Annotated in this window: 20 protein-coding genes and 1 pseudogene; 8 read left to right on the top strand and 13 right to left on the bottom strand. The window is 61.7% G+C overall.

Going from position 1 to position 19019, the window contains the following annotated elements:
* The first annotated feature begins 6 nt into the window (after positions 1–6).
* A complete protein-coding gene (locus ABIB95_RS45555; RefSeq protein ID WP_354248989.1) occupies positions 7–1011 on the top strand; it encodes a formate dehydrogenase subunit gamma in 1005 nt (334 codons plus the stop codon).
* 30 nt (positions 1012–1041) lie between these two features.
* Here ABIB95_RS45555 and ABIB95_RS45550 read toward each other — a convergent pair whose 3' ends face one another.
* Positions 1042–1164 (bottom strand): hypothetical protein, encoded by a 123-nt coding sequence (locus ABIB95_RS45550; protein WP_256376430.1) that lies wholly within the window; start codon positions 1162–1164, stop codon positions 1042–1044.
* 305 nt (positions 1165–1469) lie between these two features.
* On the opposite strand from ABIB95_RS45550, the pseudogene ABIB95_RS45545 reads away from it, so the two are divergent.
* Together ABIB95_RS45545 and ABIB95_RS45540 are read left to right on the top strand one after the other, a co-directional pair.
* Positions 1470–1613 (top strand): annotated as a pseudogene (locus ABIB95_RS45545) (SUMF1/EgtB/PvdO family nonheme iron enzyme); the annotation flags it as partial.
* 130 nt (positions 1614–1743) lie between these two features.
* Positions 1744–4527 carry a UPF0182 family membrane protein gene (locus ABIB95_RS45540; RefSeq protein WP_354248988.1) on the top strand — a complete coding sequence of 928 codons (2784 nt, stop codon included), beginning with the start codon at positions 1744–1746 and terminating at the stop codon, positions 4525–4527.
* 203 nt (positions 4528–4730) lie between these two features.
* Here the strand turns inward: ABIB95_RS45540 and ABIB95_RS45535 are convergent, their stop codons facing one another.
* Positions 4731–4943 carry a hypothetical protein gene (locus tag ABIB95_RS45535; RefSeq protein ID WP_085403304.1) on the bottom strand — a complete coding sequence of 71 codons (213 nt, stop codon included), beginning with the start codon at positions 4941–4943 and terminating at the stop codon, positions 4731–4733.
* A 311-nt stretch (positions 4944–5254) separates the two neighbouring features.
* On the opposite strand from ABIB95_RS45535, the gene ABIB95_RS45530 reads away from it, so the two are divergent.
* Positions 5255–5464 (top strand): cold-shock protein, encoded by a 210-nt coding sequence (locus ABIB95_RS45530; protein ID WP_038945713.1) that lies wholly within the window; start codon positions 5255–5257, stop codon positions 5462–5464.
* 836 nt (positions 5465–6300) lie between these two features.
* Here the strand turns inward: ABIB95_RS45530 and ABIB95_RS45525 are convergent.
* Positions 6301–6660: a protein-L-isoaspartate O-methyltransferase family protein gene (locus tag ABIB95_RS45525; protein WP_354248987.1), complete on the bottom strand. Its 360-nt coding sequence runs from the start codon at positions 6658–6660 to the stop codon at positions 6301–6303.
* Positions 6661–6678: 18 nt separating this feature from the next.
* Between ABIB95_RS45525 and ABIB95_RS45520 the strand changes: the two genes are divergently transcribed.
* Complete coding sequence (locus ABIB95_RS45520) at positions 6679–6858, top strand: hypothetical protein (RefSeq protein WP_354248986.1); 180 nt, start codon at positions 6679–6681, stop codon at positions 6856–6858.
* Between the two features lie 391 nt (positions 6859–7249).
* Here the strand turns inward: ABIB95_RS45520 and ABIB95_RS45515 are convergent, their stop codons facing one another.
* From ABIB95_RS45515 to ABIB95_RS45475, 9 genes are read right to left on the bottom strand one after another with little or no spacing between them, the layout of a single operon-like run.
* Positions 7250–8029: an SDR family oxidoreductase gene (locus tag ABIB95_RS45515; RefSeq protein ID WP_354248985.1), complete on the bottom strand. Its 780-nt coding sequence runs from the start codon at positions 8027–8029 to the stop codon at positions 7250–7252.
* A 54-nt stretch (positions 8030–8083) separates the two neighbouring features.
* Complete coding sequence (locus tag ABIB95_RS45510; RefSeq protein WP_354248984.1) at positions 8084–8944, bottom strand: VOC family protein; 861 nt, start codon at positions 8942–8944, stop codon at positions 8084–8086.
* Entirely contained in the window at positions 8941–9849 is a 909-nt protein-coding gene (locus tag ABIB95_RS45505; protein ID WP_354248983.1) for a VOC family protein, read from the bottom strand. The genes ABIB95_RS45510 and ABIB95_RS45505 overlap by 4 nt, the downstream gene beginning before the upstream one ends.
* A complete protein-coding gene (locus ABIB95_RS45500) occupies positions 9846–10529 on the bottom strand; it encodes a TetR/AcrR family transcriptional regulator (RefSeq protein ID WP_354248982.1) in 684 nt (227 codons plus the stop codon). Before ABIB95_RS45500 ends, ABIB95_RS45505 begins: the two co-directional genes overlap by 4 nt.
* A 1-nt stretch (position 10530) precedes the next feature.
* On the bottom strand, positions 10531–10845 hold the full coding sequence (locus ABIB95_RS45495) for a non-heme iron oxygenase ferredoxin subunit (protein WP_354248981.1): 315 nt from the start codon (positions 10843–10845) through the stop codon (positions 10531–10533).
* Between the two features lie 9 nt (positions 10846–10854).
* Complete coding sequence (locus ABIB95_RS45490; RefSeq protein WP_354248980.1) at positions 10855–11616, bottom strand: SDR family oxidoreductase; 762 nt, start codon at positions 11614–11616, stop codon at positions 10855–10857.
* 12 nt (positions 11617–11628) lie between these two features.
* The gene (locus ABIB95_RS45485) at positions 11629–12114 is read right to left on the bottom strand and encodes an aromatic-ring-hydroxylating dioxygenase subunit beta (RefSeq protein ID WP_354248979.1); all 486 of its coding nucleotides are present in this window, start codon (positions 12112–12114) and stop codon (positions 11629–11631) included.
* 14 nt (positions 12115–12128) lie between these two features.
* On the bottom strand, positions 12129–13400 hold the full coding sequence (locus ABIB95_RS45480) for an aromatic ring-hydroxylating oxygenase subunit alpha (protein WP_354248978.1): 1272 nt from the start codon (positions 13398–13400) through the stop codon (positions 12129–12131).
* Between the two features lie 22 nt (positions 13401–13422).
* The gene (locus tag ABIB95_RS45475) at positions 13423–14616 is read right to left on the bottom strand and encodes an NAD(P)/FAD-dependent oxidoreductase (protein WP_354248996.1); all 1194 of its coding nucleotides are present in this window, start codon (positions 14614–14616) and stop codon (positions 13423–13425) included.
* 199 nt (positions 14617–14815) lie between these two features.
* On the opposite strand from ABIB95_RS45475, the gene ABIB95_RS45470 reads away from it, so the two are divergent.
* Positions 14816–15799: an amidohydrolase family protein gene (locus tag ABIB95_RS45470; protein WP_354248977.1), complete on the top strand. Its 984-nt coding sequence runs from the start codon at positions 14816–14818 to the stop codon at positions 15797–15799.
* Positions 15800–15810: 11 nt separating this feature from the next.
* On the top strand, positions 15811–16623 hold the full coding sequence (locus ABIB95_RS45465; RefSeq protein WP_354248995.1) for a Bug family tripartite tricarboxylate transporter substrate binding protein: 813 nt from the start codon (positions 15811–15813) through the stop codon (positions 16621–16623).
* 1 nt (position 16624) lies between these two features.
* Here the strand turns inward: ABIB95_RS45465 and ABIB95_RS45460 are convergent, their stop codons facing one another.
* Positions 16625–17479: a MaoC/PaaZ C-terminal domain-containing protein gene (locus ABIB95_RS45460; RefSeq protein WP_354248976.1), complete on the bottom strand. Its 855-nt coding sequence runs from the start codon at positions 17477–17479 to the stop codon at positions 16625–16627.
* A gap of 242 nt (positions 17480–17721) precedes the next feature.
* Between ABIB95_RS45460 and ABIB95_RS45455 the strand changes: the two genes are divergently transcribed.
* Positions 17722–18897, top strand: a complete 1176-nt coding sequence (locus ABIB95_RS45455; protein WP_354248975.1) for an ABC transporter substrate-binding protein — start codon at positions 17722–17724, stop codon at positions 18895–18897.
* Positions 18898–19019: the final 122 nt, after the last annotated feature.

The raw sequence follows: 19019 nt of genomic DNA, 5'->3' as shown, positions 1-19019 counted from the left end.
GAGTTCATGTCGTCATCCGGAAGGTTCATTCCAGTCACCATCGGCGCGTGGGCATTGCTTCTGTTGATCATTGCGGCGCCGGCACCGTCACCGGCCCAGCAGGTCAATCCGACAGCGAGCTCGGTTAACGAGCGGCAGCTGCTCCAGGAAATGGACCGGATCCAGGGGCGCGTCAGCATTCCCGACCAGCGCTCCAGCGTGCTCATGCAGCCGGCTGGCCGCGAGTGGCGTGAATTCCGCAACGTGGCGCTGCGCTGGATTGGCGGGGTTGCCATCCTCGGCATGCTGGCGGTTCTCGTGATCTTCTATTTGACGCGCGGCATGGTCCGTCTGGAAAGCGGACGATCCGGCCGCACAATCGTGCGCTTTTCCTTATTCGAGCGTTTCGTGCATTGGATGACTGCGACCTGCTTTGTCGTTCTGGCGATTTCCGGATTGAACATCACCTTCGGCCGTCCGTTGCTCCTGCCGCTGATTGGCCACGAGGCGTTTTCCGAATGGTCGCAGTGGGCGAAGTACGCGCACAACTACCTCAGCTTTCCGTTCACCATCGGAGTCGTGCTGATCTTCCTGATGTGGATCGCTGGCAACGTCCCGAACAAGGCGGATGTCGATTGGATCAAGCGCCGTGGCGGTATGGTGGGTCACGATCATCCACCGGCCTATCGTTTCAACGCCGGCCAGAAGGCGATCTATTGGATCGTGGTCATCGGCGGAGGCCTGGTGGCGGCCACCGGATATGTGCTGATGTTCCCGTTCTATCTGTCAGGTATCGAAGGGATGCAGTTCGCGCAGATCGTTCACTCCATCGTGGCGATGCTCTTCATCGCGGCGATGCTGGCGCACATCTATATCGGGACGATCGGTATGGAAGGCGCGTTCGAGGCAATGGGCAGCGGCACTGTCGATGTCAACTGGGCCAAGGAGCACCATGGGCTCTGGCTTGAAGAGCAGAATGCGCGCGCCGAAGCGAATGCACGGCCCCGGCCGGCGGCCACCGCGGCGGAGTAGGGATCGCCCATAAATGTGCCAGGCGCTTGGTCAGAGCCGCACGCCCGTCGTCGCAAACGCTTGTTGGACGGGTTCCTGGATCTGGTCAAGGACGACAAAACCGGCCGCCGCGATCACAATTGCGGCTGCGCAGGCGAGCAAGAAGGCTTTCATGGCAAGGCTCCGCAGGAGATCGGGGGGTAGTTTATATGAGCGAGCAACCTGCGGACAACTGAATCAGCATGTGCCAAAATCCGATCGTTGGTTGGCCTGTTGGCACGATAGCGCCGCCGAATCTACCACAAGAACGGAGAGACCATAGTCAGCTGTCGAGCAATAGTTTGACAAAACAACATAGGCAATCATCGCGACTCGTTGGCGCAATCGCAGAGCCGTCAGGAAGAAACTGTCCGCAGATCATTTAGGTCGCGCCGATGATCGGCACATCGCGTGCCTTTGAATTGTGACAAGTTTTCTGCTGGCGGCGGCCTTACGGACGGGGCAGCTCGATCCGCGGGCTGGACGAGCACCCGGTCGTGCATGTGGCGTTCAACGACGCCGAGGCTTTTGCCAAGTGGGCAGGCAAGGAACTTCCGACCGAGGCCGAATGGGAATTCGCGGCCGACCTCGCCACTTTGCGCTGTTTCGCGATCCTGGCGACCCAGGTTCGAGCACCCGTGCCCCCGCCTTGAGGCGCTATTCCGACCGCGAAATCGAGCGGCGGGCGTCCCTCATTTCCGCTATGATCAAGCCATGACGATCGGGATCACCGGACCCGAACGGAAGGTACCAAGGCAGAGTGCCGTGGTCGGGCTCACTGTTGCGGCCGCTGTCATTGGGGTTTGCCTGATCCTGCTCTGGCTCGCGAGCGACCTCCTCGTCGACTGGCTGTGGTTTTCCTCGATCAGTTATCCGCAGGTTTTTTGGACGACAATCGGTGCGAAAACCGTCATCTTTCTTGCGGTCTGGACCGGAACCGCCATCATCCTTTGGCTGAACGGATGGTTCGCACTGCGCTTTGCCCGACGGCGGTCGACACAGCTTGTCACCGCTTCGGTGTGGAACTTCGCGGGCAACGCGCCGCCAGATTTGCTTGTGCTTTTACGCGATCGACTGCCGTGGTCCCGGTTGATCGTAGGTGGGGCAGCTTTGATCGCTCTGCTCGTCGCCGCCGCAGAAGTCGGCAACTGGGGTGTCTTCCTGCGGTTTGTCTATCAGGTGCCATATGGCGCAGACGATCCGCTCTACAACAAGGACATCGGCTTCTATCTCTTCTCGCTGCCCGCCTATATCCTCATCAAAAACTGGATGATGCTCGCGCTCGTTCTCAGCGCGCTTTTCGCCGCGGCGATCTACTGGGTGCACGGCGATATCGAATATGACCGTCATCGTCGATCAATGTCGTCGATGGCGATTGCCCACGGCTCGGTGCTGCTCGGTCTTTTCTTTGCAGTGAAGGCCTGGTCCTATGGTCTTGATCGCTATCTGCTGCTCTACGGCGACAACGGTGTGGTCGTCGGCGCAAGCTACACCGATGTCCACGTGAGGCTCCCGGCCTTGTGGTTGATGATCGGACTTTCGGTCATCGCGGCGTTCGCCACGTGGGCAAATTTGCGGGTGCGCACCTACCGGCTTCCTGCCGGCGCGTTCCTGCTTGTCGTGATCGGGTCTTTCGTGCTGTCCAGCGTGATTCCCGTGCTGTTCCGGGAGTTCTTCGTCAAACCAAGCGAATTGGAGCTGGAAAGGCCCTATATCGAACGCAACATTGCGCTCACCCGGCAGGCTTACAATCTCGATCAGATCGCAGCCAAGCCGTTTGCGGCGGAACAGAAGCTTAGCTTCAAGACGCTCGACGCCAACAAGGCGACAATCGACAATATCAGGCTGTGGGACTGGCTGCCCTTGTCGGACACCTACGCGCAGCTGCAAGAGATCCGCACTTACTACAAATTCCATGATCTTGATGTTGATCGCTACTGGCTCGATGGCTCCTACCAAAGCGTAATGCTCTCGGCTCGCGAATTGCAGCCCTCCCTGCTGCCGCCGAATGCCCAGACATGGGTCAACCGCCACGTGCTGTTTACTCACGGCAATGGCGCGGTGATGAGCCCGGTCACGCGCAAAAGCACCGAGGGGCTACCGCTGCTCTATTTGCGGGATATCCCTCCGGTTGCGGATGGAGGCCCCAAAATCCACGAGCCGCGCCTCTACTACGGCGAACGGAGCGACAACTACGTCATCGTCAAGGGGAGCACGCCGGAGTTCGACTATCCGAAGGGAAAGGACAATGTCTACGCGGCTTATGACGGTACGGGCGGCGTTCCGATAGGAGCGATGGTGTGGAGAGGCCTGTTCGCTTACTACTTCAACGACCCGAACCTACTGCTCTCGAGCTACATCACGACCGACAGCCGTATCATGATCCGGCGCAATATCGGGGAAAGAGTACGAACGATCGCCCCGTTCCTCAGGCTCGATCACGATCCTTATCTGGTCATCAGCAATGGGCGGATGTTCTGGATGCAGGACGCCTACACGGTGAGTTCCTACTTTCCCTCCGCGCAGCCGGCGCAAGACGAGGATATCGACTACATTCGCAATTCAGTGAAGGTCATCGTCGATGCCTATAACGGGACCGTCGACTTTTACCTGATGGAGACCGGCGATCCGATTGCAGCGACCTATCGGCGTATCTTTCCGAGCCTGTTCAAGCCATTCTCGACCATGCCGGCGGATATGCAGAGGCACATTCGCTATCCGGAGGACCTGTTCCTGATTCAGGCGCAGCTCTATCAGAGCTATCACATGGAGGCCGCTGACGTTTTCTATAACCGCGAGGATCTCTGGCAGTTCCCGCGCCAGCCGGGCGGCGGCGGCATTGCGACGATGGCCCCATATTACATCATCATGCGACTGCCCGGCGAGCCGCAGGCCGAGTTTTTCCTCATGCTTCCCATGGTGCCAAGCCGCCGCGACAATATGATCGCGTGGCTCGCCGCGCGTTGCGACGCGCCCGACTACGGCAAGCTGATTGTCTACGAGTTTCCCAAGGAGAAGCTCGTCTACGGGCCGTTCCAGATCGAAGCGCGGATCAATCAGAGCACCGATATATCGCAGCAGATCACGCTGTGGAATCAGATGGGCTCGCGGGTGATACGCGGTGCGAACCTGCTTGTGATCCCAATCGAGAACTCGATCCTCTATGTAACGCCGCTCTATTTGCGAGCGGAGCACGGACACCTGCCGGAGCTGAAACGCGTGATCGCAGCCTATGGTGAACATGTGGTGATGAAGGAGACGCTCGACGAGGCCTTGTCAGCACTGTTTGTCGAGCCTGGCGCGGTGCGGCCGGTCTCGAACACGAAGGAGGAAATGCCTGTCGCACGCCCGTCGGCAAGTCAGGCACGGGAGGCGCTCGACCGCTACAATCAGGCCGTTGAACGATTGAAGTCCGGCGACTGGAAAGGCTTTGGCACGCAGTTCGACGCAATGCGCGAGCTTCTGGAGGAAATGAACCGGCACGCCACGGGCCACTAGCGTCGCGGCTCCTTTGGCGCTCATTGGGGAACACAGGGGCTGCATAATTCCGGCCGAACACGCAACGAAGAGAGGCCTTGAGCTTGATCCGATGCAGGCGGTGTTTGCACTCGCGGTACGAATGCCACTGAGAAGCGAGGTGGACCGCAAGCAGGTCGAGCTGGATCTCCCCTGTGAACCAACCGACAGGCCCACTGTCGCGCCTACTGCTGTGGCCACTGACTGAGTTCATCTTCAGTTACAACACGCTCGAAATTCTCGGTTTTGCTTTTGATGCGGTATCGAATGCGTCCGTCCGCCTCAATCGGGAGGCATGCAACAATTGTGTAGACGGTCCGTCCGCCATTGTCGGCGCGGCCCTGCGGTCGCTGGGCTTGATGATGAACGTCGTCGTTGATCGAGAAGATGTAGGGCATTGTGTTCCTTACAGCATTTGGGGCGCGTGCGCCGCACAGAGAAGCCCGCCGGCCCGCTGATTGCAATCAAGGTTTTGCGGGCCGTGAACAGTCCCTTCGAGAAGGCCGCGGAACCCGAGGCCAGCCGCGGCGCCCTCTCATCTCATTCCCGTGGCAACCCATGCCACCGGTGGTATGGTGAAGGGGTTCGACCTATTGAATGACTTGATGGCCGCGCCCCGAGGGGGCCTTTCCAAGACATCGCTGGATCGAATTTGCTCACACGGATTGTGGGTAACGAACTCTTTCGTGGGTATTGTTGGAGACGGATAATGGCAACGGGTGTCGTGAAGTGGTTCAACGGCCAGAAGGGCTTTGGCTTTATTCAGCCGGACAATGGTGGGCCGGATGTATTTGTTCACATTAGCGCCGTCGAGCGTGCGGGCCTTCATGGACTAGCCGAAGGGCAGAAGGTCTCCTTCGAGGAGAAGACCGATCCGAGGCGCGGAAAGACGAGCGCTGAAAATCTGAAGACCCTATAACATCGGTCGACGCTTCGGTTTCACGGATGTACTGAGAAGCAGGCTACAGGGGGGATATCATCGCCGACCTGCGGCGGAGATGCCGCACGATTGTTCGTTAAGTTTTATCGTTCATCCGCTAGGTCGTGGAACTTAGCACCAGCGGCACCGTCCCCAGCGTGCGCAGCAGCCGCCGCAACCCCCGCAGCCACCGCAACCACGCACAGCTCGGCAACCACGGCAGCCACGGCAACCACCGCAACCTCGGCGAACAACAACGGCGGCTAGCTGCACGTCGCTTCCAGCATTTTCCTTATCGAAGAGATAGAACGTGGCGAGACTGACGTCGGCCATTTCCTCTTCGCCAAGAACGAAGCGCTGATTGGGCGAGATGTTGTCAGAATGCGGATATGAGCAGTGGGTATCGTGTGCGCGGATGCGCTCCCCGCCAGCGAGAGACCCAGTCCGGCCGTACCGAGTGCCGTCACGGCGGCGGCTTTGGTTGCGCGTGCGTGCTTCGCAGCTTGCTTCACCCGTGGCATGGTCGCCATCCTTTCGGAAGTTGTCGTGAAAGGGTCAGCTTGACGTAGCAAGTGTGCCTGTACGTCTAGAAATGCGACCTAGCGCATTCGGCTCCCCTTCGCGCGCGGGTCTTTTTGAGTTGCAACTGGTGGCGGACCCGACTGACCGTCTGACGATGTCCGTTAACAGGGGCAGAGCGGAAGTTGGACTTCGCGGCGGTCAATGCGGATTTTGACCCGAAGCCGACAGGTTCGAACAGCTGGCGCTTTCCGCAGGGCTCCAGCCAGTGAGGCGACTGCGCAAGTGCTGCTCAAGAATTAAACGTCGATTGGCTTTTAATCTGGTGAGCGCGTAAAGGGTACAAACCGCACGAGGCTGGCGGCGCGCGTTGTTGTCTTGCCCGGGCCGGTTTTTTCCACCACCGTGAGCTGCTGAGTGGTGTAGGCAGGTCCCACCGGCATCACCAGCCGGCCACCCAATTTGAGCTGCTCAATCAGCGGCGCCGGTACGTGCCCGAGCGCTGCGGTGACGATGATTGCTTCAAAAGGACCGCAATCGGGCCAGCCAGCATAGCCGTCGCCAAGCCGAACGCTCACATTGTCATACGCGAGGTCCTTGAGCGTTTTGGCTGCGGCTGCGGCCAACTGCGGGATGATCTCGATGGTGCAGACCTTTCGCGCCAGGTGCGCAAGCACGGGACCGAACTTAATCTCGTGACGGAGGCTGGTCAGCCGTCTCGCGCCTGGCCGGACTGGTACTGGCCGGCAAGCCGGATCTGGATCGACGCATTCAACCAGAGTGCGGTCTATTCGCCGGACGGCATGCTTATTCAGTTCGACAATGGCACGATCTGGCAGCGCGCGGTGCCGCCGCCCGTGCGCCGGCGACGATAGGATGTCTGCGAGCCGGCAGACCGCGGGTTTATCGACGAAGCGCGATGAATCGGGTTGATCTGCTACGTCACGAACGGAAGCATTCGGCGTAAAGCGCTATCGGTGCGGAGCGGACAGGCGTTTCCGGTGCGGTGACCTCAATGCCGGCGAAACGAGAATCCGATACATGATTGATTTCCTCGTGGCCCCGGCAGGACTCGAACCTGCAACCAGACCGTTATGAGCGGTGAGCCGACCTGACCTCGCATAGGGCAGGGCTGTTCTACAGCAACTGTGCCAAAGGGCACTTTTGGGCGCGAAATGCACCTAAACTCGTTGTCCTCCGCTGCAGCCCGTTGAAATCACAGCAAATGCGAACGCCCTCCGAGCGCACCATTATCCCACGATGCACTTAGAACGCGCCGGGGTAGGCGCCGCCGTCAATGAGGATGTTTTGGCCCGTGATGTAACCGGCTTGCGCCGAGCACAGGAAGGCGCACGTTGCCCCGAATTCGTCGGGACGACCGAACCGCTTGGTGGGATTGGCGACCCTGACGTCCTCCGTAACCTCCGCGACGCCGCGCGACGAGTTATTTGCGAGGGCGGCGAGGTTTGACTTCAGCCGATCGGTATCGAATGTGCCGGGTAGCAGATTGTTGATGGTGACGTTGTGCTCGGCGACCGAGCGGGCCAGTCCGGCGACAAAGCCGGTGAGCCCGGTACGTGCGCCATTGGACAATGCGAGCATGGCGACGGGTGCCTTCACGGCATGCGAGGTCACGTTGACGATGCGACCGAATTTGCGCTCGATCATGCCGTCCAATGTCGCCTTGATCAGAGCGATTGGCGCTAGCATGTTGCCGTCGAGCGCCTTGATCCAGTCTTCGCGCTCGAATTTACGGAAGTCGCCGGGAGGAGGGCCGCCGGCATTGTTGACCAGGATATCCGGCGCGGGACATGCCGACAACAACGCGTCCCGTCCGTCCTTCGTCGTCACGTCGGCAACGACCGGGGTTGGCCGGTTACCCGTGAGCTTGCCGATTTCGTCGGCCGCCGCTTCCAGCACCTCGCGTCGCCGAGCTGCGATGAACAGCTCGGCCCCCTCGCGGGCCAGTGCTATGGCGCTCGCCCGGCCCAGCCCCTGGCTTGCCGCGCGTACGACGGCTTTCCGACCTTTCAACCCCAGATCCATGTTTCATCACCCGAATTCAGTTTCCCGCGGCGATTTGCAGCGCCGATACGTGTTCTATTTGTTTGGCAGCGTCATCCCGGCGGGCTTGGAGCCCCACATGCAAAAGCTTGCCGGCTCGAAGCCATATTGCCGCGGCCGGTGCGTCGCTTCATCCTCGATCTCATCGACGCCGACGGAGTATTCGAAGATCATGCCGTCGGGGCCTTTGAAATAGAGGAAGCGCGCGCCGGAGGTCGGATGACGGCCCGGGCCGAACACAATCGGCACGCGCTTCTCGTTCAAGAAGTAGTAGGAGCGCAGCACGTCGTCATTGCTCTCGACCTGGTGGTTGATGTGCTGGATACCGGCCTGGGGCGCGCGCACCAGCGCGATGGTGTGATGAATTGCGCTCACCCGCATCAGCGGGATGTCGCCGATGCGATCGCTGACACGCGCATTGCACACTTGCGTCCAGAACCGCTCGTCGCGCGCCGGATCGGTCGAATTCAGGCCGATATGGCTGAAGCCGGTGATGCCGGCGTCGCGGCTGGCGAAATAGCGCCGCCCGCTGCGCTCGGCGCGAACCACGAGCTCGATATGATTGCCGGTCGGGTCGCGAAAGCCGATGAAGGCCTTGACCTTGCGCTGCTCGGCTTCCTGCGCGGTGCCGGCATGGACGGGGTGGCCGAGCGATTCCAGCGTCGCGGCCGCATCCTGCAAGCTGGCTTCGTCCTCCACCTCGAAGCCGACGGTCTGCTCGCGCGGATCGCCTTCCGAGTAGCACAGCGTGTGCGCGCGCTCGTCGGATCGCAGATACAGCGCCTTGTTGCCGCGCCCGGCGACCTGGAGGCCGAGGCAGGCGGTGGCAAAATGTTCGGCCTGCTCCAGATCGGGCGAACCGAGGCGGACATAGCTCACGTCCTTCAACTGGATCATGCGTTGCTCCTGTTCGATGATGCGGGCGCGCCGAGCTCGGGAACATCCTTGCTTTCGCTGCCCCAGTTGCAGAGCGAGTTGGCGCGAAGCGGAAATTGCCGCGCCGGCCGCGGCTTGTCGCCGATCTCGGCCATGCCGTTGACATAGGACAGGATCAACCCGTCGGGGCCTTCGACATGCAGGAAGACCTGGTGCGAGGCGGACTGGCGGCCGGGCCCTTGCACGATCCTCACCTGGTTGTCCTGCATGAAGTAGCTGTTCTGCATGATCTGATCGAGCGCTTCGACCTCGAAGGCGGCGTAGAGCAGGCCGTTTCGCCGTGACGGATAGAGCGCGATGCGATGATGCAGATGATCGATGCCGAGGTAAGCGATATCGCCCACCCAGTCAGTCACGTCGGCGCCGAGCAGGCGCCAGAACGTGAGGTCGCGGAGGTGATCGGTGCTGCGCAGGCCGACGCCCTGGAACTGGACGATGCCGGCATCGCGCGGCGGAAAATAGCGCCGGCCGCTCCGGGTGGGGCGGGTGACGAGATCGATGCGATTGCCGGAGGCGTCGTCCGCAAGCAGGGCGGACTGCACATATCGCCGCCGGCATTCGTCCGGGCTTGCCGGCCTCACGGCAAAGTCCTGCGCGCGCAGCCGCTCGCCGATCACTTGCAGCGCGGCGTCATCCCAGACCTCGATGCCGATGCTGGTGCCGTCGCGCTGATCGCGGCTCAGACTCACGGTGCGGAAGCGATCGTCCGAGCGGAAGGCCAGTTCGTCGTCGTGGCCGGCCACCTGCTGGAGGCCAAAGATGTCGGAAACGAACCGCGCACAGGCCTGCGGCTCGCTGACGACATGACGGACGTAGCAAACCGATGTGATGAGCGGCGTGCTTCGGCTTGCAGCTTGCCTGCTCATCGCAGCCGGCTCCGATCTTGCCGGGATTCGAGGAAGACCTTGATCATCTGCCGCCAGAGCTCGAACAGTTGCTCGAACCATTTCGGATCGTTGTCCCAGAGCGTGCGCAGCGCCATGCCGCGGACGACGCCGAGGGTGAGCGCCACGATATCGGCCGCGACCGCGGGGGGAACGTTGCTGGCGGCCAGCGCCTCCGCCCAGGCGGCCTCGACCGGACGGCGCGCCTTGCGCGAAATGTCGAGGACCCTCTTGCGCACCGCCTGGTCGGTGGAGGTCGAGAGCACGATGTCGATCGCGACCATGAAATGCTGGCTGAAGAAGAACTCCTTGGCATCCTCGATCACGGCCTCGATCAGGTCGCGCGGGCGATTGACAGCGGCCGCGCGGCGGCGGCTGACGATTTGCGCCTGTTCGAAGACGTATTCGAGTGTGGCGACGACGAGCTCGTCCTTGGTCGGGAAATGATGCAGCTGGGCGCCGCGGGAGACGCCGGCTTCGCTGGCTACTTCAGCGGTGCGAAACCGCGCATAGCCGCGGCGCCGGATCAGGTTGGCCGCGGCCTTCAGAATGCGCAGGCGGGTCTCGGCTGTCCGCTCCGCCTGGGTGCGCCGGCGCGGCGGCGCCAGCGATCGACGCGCGGATTTGAGTGGGGTGGGCGAGCGGTTGGGGAGGGGCGGCATGTCAGACCTCAATCTGGACGTTGCCGTCAACGACCGTGACGGGATAGGTCTTCAAGGCAATTTCGCAAGGCATGCCGGTAGGCTCGCCGGTGGTGACATCGAACGTTCCGAAGTGGAAGGTGCACTCCACGATCTTGCCGCTGATGATGCCTTCTTCCGCGAGCGATGCTTCGCCATGGGTGCACATGTCGGCCGTGGCGTAGATCGTGCCGGCGACGCGATAGAGCGCAACATTGCTGCCGTCGGGCAGGGGCGCCTGCTTGATCTCACCCTCGACGACCTCGTCGGCAGTGCAAAGAATGACCGTTTCAGCCATGAGCAAGACCTAGAGCATGGTGCTGCCGCCGTTGACGCTGATGACCTGGCCGGTCACGAACGACGCTTCGGCGGAGGCGAGATAGGAGACCATCGAGGCGACTTCCTTCATCTCGGCCGGACGGCCCATGGGGATGACGCTGACGAATTTCGCGGCAAGCGCTGGGTCGCTCTTGGTGATCGCAACCATTTGCGGCGTGTTCACCGCGCAGGGAGCCACCGTGTTCACGGTGATGCCATCCTTGGCGAACTCGCGCGCCATGCCGGTGGTGAGACCATGCACGCCGCCCTTGGCGGCGTTGTAGGCGGCATGATCCCACAGCCCGTTGCGCACCGAATCGGCGCCGAGATGGACGATGCGGCCGTAGCCCTGCTTGCGCATCACAGGCACCGCGTACCAGGAGCACCACAGCACGGTCCACAGATTGCGGTCGATCGTGGTCTTGAGCGTCTCCGGCGTGTGTTCGGCGAACGGCTTGATGATGCCGCCGCCGGCGTTGTTGACGAGGATATCGAGGCGGCCGAACCGTTCGGAGGCCAGCTTAATGGTCTTTTCAGCGACGCCCTGTTCGGAGAGATCGCCGGCCTGGATCGCAACCTCCGCGTCGAATTGGCTGGTGAGATGCGCCGCGGCCTGCTTCAACCCGGCCTCGTCAAGGTCGGCGAGGACCAGCCTGGCGCCGTCCTTCGCCATTCGCTCGGCGATCGCAAGTCCGATGCCCTTTGCGGCACCGGTGACCACGGCAACATTGTTCCTGAGCTTCTTGTCCACGATCGGCGTTCCCTACAGGATGATGCTGACGCGCCCCTGCGTGCGCAGTCCGTCGCTGTCGAGCAAGCATCGCTTTTCCTTGATCCGTAGCTGGCCGTTTTCCGCAACCAGCCGATAGCGGTTGCTGCCGAAATAGGTGTCGGTGATGCCGTCTTTGGTGCGATAGGTGATGAAGGCTGTGGCGACTTCCATTTCACTGTCGCTACGGCCCCGGATCCGCACATTGCTGACGAGATGTCTGGTGCGCGAATGCGGGAATTCGGCATGCGCGGTGCGCTTCATCAACCGCTTGACGCGCTCGCTGAGGCGGAAGCGGTCGTCAGCGACATAGAACAGGTTCTTGTCGGGCGAGGAATCGGCGGGAACGTCGGTCGACGGCACGTAATAGATCGCATCATCCGTGAACAGCTCGAGCCATTCCGGCAAGCGCCACTCGTCGAGCAGCTCGGCCTCAGCAAACAGGAAGTCCTCGACATCGGCACGTGAGATATTCTGCATGTGCGCCTCCTGTCTCACACCGACGCCGCGAAGACGTGCCTATTCCAGTTCGACCAGAACGCCCGCATCTGTAACTCGTCATCATAGGCCGGCGTTTCCTTGCCCATGCCCTTGGAGATGTCGTTCCATTGCGCCTCGGTGGCGTTACGGAAGCCGCGTTGGCACTGTTCGAGCGCCTCGACATCATCGGGGGTAGCGAAACCGCCGGGACCCAGAAATTCCAGGAAGTTGAACAGGCGGTATTTGCGTGCCCAATCGGTCTCCTCCCTGGGTGCCAGTGCCCAGGCGCTGACCGTCATGAAATCCGGCGCCTGCGGATAATAGGTGCGGATCGTCACCGCCATGATGTCGTTGACGACGAGGTTGGGGAAGACGAACAGGTTGCGATTGTAGAGCGCGATCCGTTTGGAGCGCTCCTCGCCGTAGCGGGTGATCAGGCCCTGGTAAAGCCGGTCGATCTCACGCTTGCCGTCGTCGCCCCACATCGGGACCCATTGTGCTACGGGACGTCCCCACGGCGCCTTGTACTCCAGCACGGCATGTCCACGGCCGAGATCGTGCGCGGCGCCTTCCAGCGGCACCGGCGCCAGCCCGCCATTGGTGGCCTTCAGGTAATCGAAGTAGGTCGCGTGCGTGGTGAGAGCGTGATAGCCGTCGATCGAGTTCTCGGTAAGAAGCTTCCAGTTGGCGCGCATGGAATACTCTTGCGTGCCGCCAACGATGGTCATCCCCATCTCGGCCTGGTCGGCGATGATGTCCAGATATTCCTTCACGGCGCCAAGATAGCTGTCGAGCGTCTCGGCATTCTTGTCGAAGCAGACGAAGCAGAAGTCGCGAAAGGTTTCGAACCGTGGCACCTGCTGCATGTTGGACGTGCCGCGCTCCTTGAAGTCGGGCGCGTAGGAGGCCTCGCCCGGCTGGCTGCGAAGCGCACCGTCCAGGCCGAACACCCATCCGTGATAGAAGCACTGGAACGACTTTGCGTTGCCGTGCTTCTCGCGGCAGACCTGAGCGCCGCGATGCGGACAGGTGTTGAACATGGCGCGCAAGGTCCCCTTGGCATCGCGCGCGAACAGGATGCTGCGGCCGCCGACTTGCCGGGTGACGAAGTCGCCGGGCTTGGGCAGTTCGGACGCATGGCCGAGATAGAGCCAGCACTTGTCGAAGATGCGCGCGCGCTCGGCTTCGAGGATGTCGGGATCGACGAAGGCCTGACGCGACACTTTGAAGATCTGCTTGCTCTCGTCGACCATCAGCGCGGTGTTCATTCGTTGGAACGCATTCATCGCAGTCCCTCCCTCGAATTTGTCATTGGGCTTTCAACGCGGCGCGCAGGTCGTAACTGGGCGACTCCAGATAGGCGCGCAGCGGCTTGGCGTTGGCGGCGATGATCCGCCGCAACATCGCCATATCCTTGGCGGCGTTCACCGCGAGCGCGCCGACCACCTCGGTGCCGCGCATGGCGATGATCGAGAATTTTGCGCTGGCCGGATCGCCACGCGCGATATGGTCGGCATCGCGCATGTCGCCGACGACCTGGATGTTGAGGTCATACTGGTCGGTCCAGAACCATGGTGGGTCGTTGTAGGCGTTGATCTCGCCGATCATGTTGGCTGCCACCGCAATGGCCTGGTTCTGGGCATTCGCCCAAGTCTCGACGCGGACCGCGCGGCCATGGCATCGGCTCCATTGCAGGGCGGCGTCGCCGGCACAGAAGACGTCTGAAACGGCGGTGCGACCGCAGACATCCACCGCAATGCCGTCGACGGTGGGCAGGCCGAGCCGGGCGGCGAGTTCGCTTGACGGGGTGACGCCGATGCCGACCAGCACCAGATCGGCGACGATTTCCGTGCCGTTGCTCAGCTGAACGGAATGGGATGTGCTGCCGGTCACTGTTGCGCTAAACACGAATGCGACGCCGTGGCTGCGGTGCCTGTCCGCGACGAGATCGCTGATCAGCGTCGGGAATGCGCGCGCGAGCAGCCGCGCTTCGCTTTCAATCACTGTAACGTGGCAGCCGCTCTTGGCCGCGGCGCAGGCTGCTTCCAGGCCGATAACACCACCGCCAACGATGACGATGCGCGAGCGCGCCGCGATATGGCGACGAAATTGGAATGCGTCCTCGACGTTGCGGAGATACTGGACGTCAAGTGATGCACCCTCGAGCGCGGCGAGCCGCCGAGGTCTTGTTCCGGTTGCGAGCAGAAGCCGGTCGAAAGGAAAGCTGCGGCCGTCCGCGGTGGACACGATGCGGCGATCGGTATCGCAATCGACAGCCGCCGCGCCGGTCTTGAGACGAACGCCCAGCGCTTCGTTCCAGTCCCGCGGCTGCTTGATATAGGCGACCGGAGTGTCCGGGGAGTGCAGCATGGCCTTGGACAGCTGCGGCCGCTCGTAGGGAGGGTGGGGCTCGTCGCCGATCATCGTGATGGCGCCCTTGAAACCACGCGACCGCAGCGCTTCGGCGGCACGCGCGCCAGCCTGGCCGGCTCCTGCGATCACGATGTTCTCGATCGTTCGCGCCACGCTCGCTTCGCTCCCTGATGCATTGTCGACGGCATCTTGTTGGATCGTGCACTAGCATACGAATATAAGATTGCATAGAAAATAAAAACAGTCCAACCTGCTTGTAAGTTGCTAGCGACGCTTAGGCTGGGGTCTTGTCGGAGCGTGCGCCGCAAAAAGACATCGAGGAAACGTCTTGGTCGAAGCGATCGACACCCATACCCATTTCGTTCCGCGGCATATCCCGGCGGAGCCAGGCCGCAATCCGCTCTGGCCGTCGATCGAGCTCAGAGACGCATCCGCCGCCGTTATGGTCGGCGGCAAGGTGTTTCGGCTGATCGATTCCCGCAGCTGGGATGCGCGCTGCCGGCTTGACGATATGACGCTCGACGACGTCGATGTGCAGGTCGTGTCGCCGATGCCGGAACTGCTGTCGCATTGGTTTCCGCCTAACGACGCCGACGCGCTTTGTCGCCATGTCAACGAAGGCATCGCGGCGCTGTGCGCCGATCATCCCCGGCATTTCATCGGGATCGGGATGGTGCCGATGCAGGATATCGCGCTTGCGGTGCGGCGCATCGACAGCGTCAAGTCACTCGGCCTGCGCGGTATCGAGATCGGAACGCATATCAACGGCATGGCGCTCGGCGATGCGCGCCTGAACGATGTCTATGCGGCGGTGGAGCACGCCGGATTGATACTCATGATCCATCCGCTGCATCCGCTCGGGCTCGATCGGATGGGTGGCCGTCCGGAGCTTGCGGCCGTGGCGGCGTTTCCGCTGGAGACGGCATTCGCCGCGGTGTCGCTGATGACCCATGGCGTGCTCGAGCGCTTTCCGAACCTACGGATACTGCTCAGCCATGGCGGCGGCGCGCTGTCCTGGTTGCTGCCGCGATTGCGTCACGCCTATGGCGTGGGGCCGCCGCTGCAGAGTCTGTTTACACGTGATCCCGCGGAGATCGCTCGATCCTTCTATTACGACACGATCCTGTATGACGGGCCGGCGCTGCAATATCTGGCCGACAAGGTCGGCAAGGACCGGCTCGTCGTCGGGTCGGACTATCCGTTCACGATCAAGCTGGACAAGCCTGCGCAGTTCGCCGAGCAGGCCTTGTCTGTTGGCCGCGAAACTCTTTCCGCCAATGCAAGGCTGCTGTTCGGGCTCGGCCAGGGCTAACGGGAGGGAATATTGGGAAGCTGCTATTCTTACCGCCTACGGTTCTGGTCGAGAACAAGCCCGGCGCCGACGGCAATCTTGCCGCGCTCGCCGTCCTGAAAGCGGAAGCCGACGGCTACACCGTTTTCGTCACCACGAACTCGACCCAGGCGGCCAACGTCAATCTGTTCAACGCGATGCCCTATGATCCCAGGGCGGACTTTGCGCCGGTGGCCGGGATCATGACCATTCCAATGATGCTGGCGGTGAAGCCGGAATTTCCCGCGAAGACCGTTGCCGAATTCATCGCTCTGGCGAAGTCGCGGCAAAAGCCGCTTTCCTTCGGAAGCGGCAACACGTCGAGCCGGGGCGCCGCAGAGCTATTTCATTCTCGTGCCGGCATCGAGATGCAGCACGTCCCGTACCGTGGCATGCCGCAGGCGCTGACGGATGTGCTGGCGGGCGAGATCGACTGCGTGTTCGCCGATCCCGCCAGTGCGCAGGGGCTGATCCAGGATGGCCGGTTGCGGGTGCTTGCGGTGACGAGCAGCGAGCGGCTTGCGGGCCTGCCCGATGTCCCGACGCTCGCACAAGCCGGTCTGTCCGGGGCGGAGCTGAGCGCCTGGGTCGGAGTCTTCGTGCGGTCCGGGACGCCCTCCGATATCGTGACGAGGCTCAGTCAAATCGTGCTCGGCTTCGTCAACAACAAGGACACCGCGGCCTATCTGGAGTCCGTGGGCGCCAAGCCGTTTCCGGCCGGCCCGGATGAACTCGGAAAGTTCGAGGAGGCCGACACGCGGCGTTGGGCCGAAATCGTCGAGATTGCGAAGATCGAGAAGAAATAACTCAATCGCGGAAGGCTACCGTACCGCGATCAAGCACGACGACGTCGCGTTCGACCACCCGGGAGCGGAAGCGGATCTGGCCGCCGATGGTGAAGAACTCCGTGCGGATCGTCTCGCCCGGAAATACCGGACGGCTGAAGCGGACCGACAACGATGTGAGACGATCAGGCCTGCCATTCGCAAGTGTTGCGAGAACCGCGCGCGTTGCGGTGCCGAGCGTGCACAGGCCGTGCAGGATCGGTCGTTCAAAGCCGGCCTTCGCGGCGGCCTCGGGATCAGCGTGAATCGGATTGTAGTCGCCGCTCAGCCGATATATCAGCGCGCTTTGCGGCAGCGTGGCGATGTCCAGGGTTTGCGAGGGCGTTTGTTCGGGGAGAGCGCTGGCCTCGGTCGGAACATCGCCGAAGCTGCCGCAGCCGCCGTCTCCACGCAGGAACAGTACGCTGCGGATGGTTGCCAGATTCACGCCTGCGATAGCGTCGTTGAGCGTCTTGACGAGGTGAAGAATGGCGCCTTTGCCGGTGCCCTTGTCCGCCACCGCTGCGATCTCGTAGCTGGCCGTGACCGTTCCTTCCGGCGGAATTGGATGATGGATATCGAAGCTCTGCTCGCCGTGCAGCAGTCTGAGCCAATCGATGCCGAGTTCGGGCCGTTTGGCCCAGAAGCCGGGATGCGCCAGCACGCAGCACATCGAAGGGACCGCGTGCAGGTCGCGCTCGTACACGAAATTGAGCTGCGCCTGGTCGAGCGGTTCGGAACCATATCCGAGACCCAGCGCGTACAGCATCGTGTCACGGCGAGAATAGCTGTGCGTGACGGGTTCAAAACGGAAATTCCTGGCGGCATCGAGGTTCAAGGCGTCCTCCCTAATTGGGCTCAGCACGCATGCCGGCGCGACCGTTCACGATTGCGCCAATGGCGGTTGCAAAGATGTTCTATGATATAGTACACAAGCGTACGAAATAGAAGCGGTCGGTGCCGGGTGTGCCGGCGGGGAGTGACGCCGTGGTTTGCAGCGCTGGCCGGTCGGGCCATGGGACCTCGCGAGGAGTCGGCAGTTGCGGTGTTGCGTGGGCAACCGCCCTGGTCCTAGCCGGCGTGCTCGCGACACAAGCTGCGGCCGGCGAGAAGAAATACGGCCCGGGCGTCAGTGACACCGAGATCAGAATCGGCAACACGTCACCCTATAGCGGTCCGGCCTCCGCCTTCAGTATGGTCGCCAAGACCGAGGAGGCTTATTTCCGCAAGATCAATGCGGAAGGCGGCATCAATGGGCGACGCATCGTCTTCTTGTCCTACGACGACGCCTATTCGCCGCCCAAGACGGTCGAGCAGACGCGGCGGTTGGTCGAGAGCGACGAGGTTCTGCTGGTTTTCAACGCGATGGGCACCGCGGCTAACTCGGCTGTACAAAAATATCTCAACGCCAGGAAAGTGCCGCAGCTCTTCGTATCGAGCGGGGCGGCCAAGTGGAACGATCCGCAGAATTTTCCATGGACGATGGGATTCACCCCGAGCTACGAAACCGAAGGCTTCATCTACGCCAAATTTGTCCTGGAGCAGCGTCCCGGCGCGAAGGTCGCGATCCTGTTTCAGAACGATGACTTCGGGAAGGATTATCTCAAGGGGATCAAGCGAGGGCTCGGCGACAAGGCCGCGTCAATGATCGTGGCGGAAGAGGCGTTCGACGTGTCGGAGCCGACCATCGACTCCCATCTCGTCAAGCTGCGATCGACCGGCGCGGACGTATTGTTCGACATTGCGACGCCGAAATTTGGAGCGCAGGCGATCAAGAAAGTGTCGGAGCTCGGCTGGAAGCCGCTGCACTTTCTCAGCTACGTCTCGGCCTCGATCGGCAGCGTGATCAAGCCCGCGGGATTCGAGAACGCGCAGGGGCTGATCTCGGCGGCCTATTTCAAGGATCCAAATGATCCGGCCTGGAGGGACGATCCCGGCCTCAAGGATCTCAGCGGATTCCTGGACGGCTATTTTCCCGGCGCCGAACGCAGCGATACGCTGATCGTGAACGGTTACAACACGGCGCAAGCACTGGTTTACCTCCTGAGGCAATGCGGCGACGATCTCACGCGCGACAGCGTGATGCGGCACGCCGCCAATCTGAAGGACGTCGAATTGGGAATGCTGCTTCCCGGCATCCGCCTCAATACCTCGCCGGGCGATTTCGCCCCGGTCAAGCAATGGCAGTTGATGCGCTTCGAAGGGACGAATTGGCATTTGTTCGGCGACGTCATGAGCGGCGACGCGAAGAACTAGAGAGGAGATGAGAAATGGGACGACTATTCTTACTGAGTCAGAAAGTCGCGATCTTTGATCCTGGAATTGCTGGTATTTTCGGGAGATTCGTTTTTCGGCATGGAGAGCTGGGATGGGTCACC

Origin of the sequence: Bradyrhizobium sp. LA2.1 (genome assembly GCF_040547725.1) — a bacterium.
Classification (GTDB): Bacteria; Pseudomonadota; Alphaproteobacteria; order Rhizobiales; family Xanthobacteraceae; genus Bradyrhizobium; species Bradyrhizobium barranii.
Note: the sequence above shows the minus strand (reverse complement) of the source record. Positions and strands in the feature narration are given on the sequence as shown.